The sequence below is a fragment of the Marinifilum sp. RC60d5 genome (assembly GCF_052400665.1).
Lineage (GTDB): Bacteria > Bacteroidota > Bacteroidia > Bacteroidales > Marinifilaceae > JBQTGK01.
Genome location: NZ_JBQTGK010000021.1, coordinates 1 through 5,150, shown reverse-complemented (window position 1 = coordinate 5,150; position 5,150 = coordinate 1). Strand labels below are relative to the sequence as shown.

2 tRNA genes and 2 rRNA genes are annotated in these 5,150 nt (G+C 46.8%); all 4 read left to right on the top strand.

What is annotated here, in order from left to right:
- The first annotated feature begins 277 nt into the window (after positions 1 to 277).
- Positions 278 to 1,801: ribosomal RNA gene (locus ACT3CE_RS18785) — 16S ribosomal RNA — on the top strand.
- Between the two features lie 149 nt (positions 1,802 to 1,950).
- Positions 1,951 to 2,024 (top strand) — tRNA-Ile (locus ACT3CE_RS18780).
- 88 nt (positions 2,025 to 2,112) lie between these two features.
- Positions 2,113 to 2,186 (top strand) — tRNA-Ala (locus ACT3CE_RS18775).
- A gap of 126 nt (positions 2,187 to 2,312) precedes the next feature.
- Positions 2,313 to 5,150: ribosomal RNA gene (locus ACT3CE_RS18770) — 23S ribosomal RNA — on the top strand; the annotation flags it as partial.

Sequence of the window (5,150 nt, the reverse complement as noted above, 5' to 3'; positions counted from 1 at the left end):
ATTCTGGGGTGTTAAAAGGGGAGTTTAGTCTTCGAAAAATCTTTTTAAAATTTTTTTAGATTTTATTAGGATTTAAAGGTATAAAGTTATTATCTTTGCACTCGCTTTTCCACTCAGATTTTTGAGTGATAAGGAAAGGAAAAAAAGCAGAACGAAAGCGTTCTTTGAAAATACTGAAAACGAAAAAAGTTAGGTAAATACAAGAATAAAACCTTGTCAATAAAATTTACGAAAACTTTGATACATCCAACGAGCAGAATTAAATAAAAACTTTTATACAACGAAGAGTTTGATCCTGGCTCAGGATGAACGCTAGCGACAGGCCTAACACATGCAAGTCGAGGGGTAACATTACTGCTTGCAGTAGATGACGACCGGCGCACGGGTGAGTAACGCGTATGCAACCTACCTTGTACAGGGGGATAGCCCGGAGAAATCCGGATTAACACCGCATAATATGATTGATTCGCATGGATTAATTATTAAATCTACGGAGGTACAAGATGGGCATGCGTAGCATTAGTTAGTTGGTAAGGTAACGGCTTACCAAGACGATGATGCTTAGGGGGTCTGAGAGGATAGTCCCCCACACTGGTACTGAGACACGGACCAGACTCCTACGGGAGGCAGCAGTGAGGAATATTGGTCAATGGGCGCAAGCCTGAACCAGCCATGTCGCGTGCAGGATGACGGCCCTATGGGTTGTAAACTGCTTTTTTACAGGAATAATTACAGATACGTGTATTTGTTTGAAGGTACTGTATGAATAAGGATCGGCTAACTCCGTGCCAGCAGCCGCGGTAATACGGAGGATTCGAGCGTTATCCGGATTTATTGGGTTTAAAGGGTCCGTAGGCGGGCAATTAAGTCAGTGGTGAAATCTCAGAGCTCAACTCTGAAACTGCCATTGATACTGGTTGTCTTGAATTTAGTTGAGGTGGGCGGAATACGTTATGTAGCGGTGAAATGCATAGATATAACGTAGAACACCGATTGCGAAGGCAGCTCACTAAACTAACATTGACGCTGATGGACGAAAGCGTGGGGAGCGAACAGGATTAGATACCCTGGTAGTCCACGCCGTAAACGATGATTACTCGTTGTGCACGATACATTGTGCGTGACTGAGCGAAAGCATTAAGTAATCCACCTGGGGAGTACGTTCGCAAGAATGAAACTCAAAGGAATTGACGGGGGCCCGCACAAGCGGAGGAACATGTGGTTTAATTCGATGATACGCGAGGAACCTTACCTGGACTTAAATGCAGTTTGAACGGCTTAGAAATAGGCTTTCTCTTCGGAGCAAACTACAAGGTGCTGCATGGTTGTCGTCAGCTCGTGCCGTGAGGTGTCGGGTTAAGTCCCATAACGAGCGCAACCCCTATCGTTAGTTGCTAGCAGGTAATGCTGAGGACTCTAGCGAGACTGCCACCGTAAGGTGAGAGGAAGGTGGGGATGACGTCAAATCAGCACGGCCCTTACGTCCAGGGCTACACACGTGTTACAATGGCCGATACAAAGGGCAGCTACCAGGTGACTGGATGCTAATCTCTAAAGTCGGTCTCAGTTCGGATCGGAGTCTGCAACTCGACTCCGTGAAGTTGGATTCGCTAGTAATCGCATATCAGCAACGATGCGGTGAATACGTTCCCGGGCCTTGTACACACCGCCCGTCAAGCCATGGAAGCCGAGGGGACCTGAAGTTCGTAACCGCAAGGATCGACCTAGGGTAAAATTGGTAACTGGGGCTAAGTCGTAACAAGGTAGCCGTACCGGAAGGTGTGGCTGGAACACCTCCTTTCTGGAGTGTGGAGTATCGACAAAGGTTTAGTGAATTAGGTGAGGAATTATTTGGATATTTCCTAGCTTTTTTATTCGTTTTCAACAAATAAATCATACCATAACCCATAGCGTTAGGGTGTTTACACCGCTAAGCGTATAGGTAATAATAGTCCTGTAGCTCAGTTGGTTAGAGCACTACACTGATAATGTAGGGGTCCGCAGTTCAAATCTGCGCAGGACTACTTTATAAGTGATAAGGAAAAAAGGATAAGGGAAAAAAGTTTTAATCACTTTAATCTTAACTACTTTAACCTTAAAACTTTTGCATATGGGGGATTAGCTCAGTTGGCTAGAGCGCCTGCCTTGCACGCAGGAGGTCATCGGTTCGACTCCGATATTCTCCACAGAAAGATACGATGATGTATTTGTAAAGTTCTTTGACATATTGAAAAAAAAATTAAAGTAGAAGTAACCAAAGTAAAGAAACAACGATTGATTTTGGCAACAAGATTAATATTTTGTGAACACAATAAGAAGTAATTAAGGGCGTATGGCGGATGCCTAGGCTCTCAGAGGCGATGAAGGACGTGATAAGCTGCGATAAGCTATGGAGAGGTGCAAATAACCTTTGATCCGTAGATTTCCGAATGGGGCAACCCACTCAGCGATGAGTATTCGAAAGAAGGCAAACCCGGAGAACTGAAACATCTAAGTACCCGGAGGAGAAGAAAACAAAAGTGATTCCCCTAGTAGTGGCGATCGAACGGGGAACAGCCCAAACCTATATTGTTTCGGCAATGTAGGGGTTGTAGGACTGCGATATGAAGAAATAAGTGAAGTGGAATTGTTTGGAAAGACAGACCAAAGAGAGTGATAGTCTCGTACACGTAAGCGAATTAATTCTAGCAGTATCCTGAGTAGCGCGGAACACGAGAAATTCTGTGTGAATTTGCCAGGACCATCTGGTAAGGCTAAATACTCCTGAGAGACCGATAGTGAACAAGTACCGTGAGGGAAAGGTGAAAAGCACCTCGAACAGAGGAGTGAAAAAGTACCTGAAACCGTACGCCTACAAGCGGTCGGAGCACTTTAGGGTGTGACGGCGTGCCTTTTGCATAATGAGCCTACGAGTTACTCCTCACTAGCGAGATTAAGCACTTCAGGTGCGTAGTCGAAGCGAAAGCGAGTCTTAATAGGGCGTAAAGTTAGTGGGGGTAGACGCGAAACTTGGTGATCTACCCATGGTCAGGCTGAAGCTCTGTTAAACCAGAGTGGAGGGCCCAACCCGTTGACGTTGAAAAGTCTTGGGATGAACTGTGGGTAGGGGTGAAAGGCCAATCAAACTGAGAAATAGCTCGTACTCCCCGAAATGCATTTAGGTGCAGCGTCAGAGTCGAGAGTTATAGAGGTAGAGCTACTGATTGGATGCGAGGGCTTCACCGCCTATCAAATCCAGACAAACTCCGAATGCTATAACTTATATCTGGCAGTGAGCCCATGGGTGCTAAGGTCCATGGACGAGAGGGAAAGAACCCAGACCATCAGCTAAGGTCCCCAAATGTATGTTAAGTTGAACAAACGAGGTGAGATTGCATTGACAGCTAGGATGTTGGCTTGGAAGCAGCCATTCATTTAAAGAGTGCGTAACAGCTCACTAGTCGAGCGATCTTGCATGGATGATAATCGGGCATAAAACATACTACCGAAGCTATGGATTTAGATTTAATCTAACTGGTAGGGGAGCATTCTAACGGCGCAGAAGCAGTGTGGTAATGCATTGTGGAGCTTTTAGAAAAGCAAATGTAGGCATAAGTAACGATAAGCGGAGTGAGAAACTCCGCCGCCAATAGACTAAGGTTTCCTGATCAACGCTAATCGGATCAGGGTAAGTCGGGACCTAAGGGGTAGCCGAAGGGCGAACTCGATGGACAACCGGTTAATATTCCGGTACCCGCTATAACTGCGATGGGGTGACGAAGAGATGATAACGCCGCGAACTGACGGAATAGTTCGTTGAAGGACGTATGCGATGATAGATATAGGAAAATCCGTATTTAGAGCTGAAATCTGATAGTACAGCAATGCTACGGCAGCGCTGATAGTGCGTGTAAATTGACTTCCAAGAAAAACCTCTAAGCATCAGGTTATAGTGGCCCGTACCACAAACCGACACAGGTAGTCAAGTAGAGAATACTAAGGCGCTCGAGTGATTCATGGCTAAGGAACTCGGCAAAATCGTCCTGTAACTTCGGGAGAAAGGACGCTCACAGCAATGTGAGCCGCAGTGAAAAGGCCCAGGCGACTGTTTACCAAAAACACATGGCTTTGCAAAAACGAAAGTTGAAGTATAAGGCCTGACACCTGCCCGGTGCCGGAAGGTTAAGTGGAGATGTTAGCTTCGGCGAAGCATTGAAATGAAGCCCCGGTAAACGGCGGCCGTAACTATAACGGTCCTAAGGTAGCGAAATTCCTTGTCGGGTAAGTTCCGACCTGCACGAATGGTGTAACGATCTGGGCACTGTCTCAGCCATGAGCTCGGTGAAATTGTAGTATCGGTGAAGATGCCGATTACCCGCAACGGGACGGAAAGACCCCGTGAACCTTTACTGCAGCTTTACATTGATTTTGGGTAAGTGATGTGTAGGATAGGACGGAGACAAAGAAGTGGTATCGCCAGGTATCGTGGAGTCGCCCTTGAAATACGTCCCTTTGCTTACTTGGAGTCTAACGTCTAACGACGGACAGTGTATGGTGGGTAGTTTGACTGGGGTGGTCGCCTCCAAAAGAGTAACGGAGGCTTCTAAAGGTACCCTCAATACGTTTGGTAATCGTGTGAAGAGTGCAATGGCACAAGGGTGCTTGACTGTGAGACCGACAAGTCGATCAGGTACGAAAGTAGAGCATAGTGATCCGGTGGTTCCGTATGGAAGGGCCATCGCTCAAAGGATAAAAGGTACTCCGGGGATAACAGGCTGATCGCTCCCAAGAGCTCATATCGACGGAGCGGTTTGGCACCTCGATGTCGGCTCGTCACATCCTGGGGCTGGAGAAGGTCCCAAGGGTTGGGCTGTTCGCCCATTAAAGTGGCACGCGAGCTGGGTTCAGAACGTCGTGAGACAGTTCGGTCCCTATCTGTTGTGGGCGTTGGAAATTTGCGAGGATCTGACTCTAGTACGAGAGGACCGGGTTGGACTAACCTCTAGTGTATCTGTTGTGGCGCCAGCTGCATTGCAGAGTAGCTACGTTGGGCAGGGATAAGTGCTGAAAGCATCTAAGCACGAAGCCTACCTCAAGATGAGATTTCCTTTAAGGGTCGTTGGAGACTACAACGTTGATAGGTTGCAGGTGTAAAGGTGGTGACATCAAAG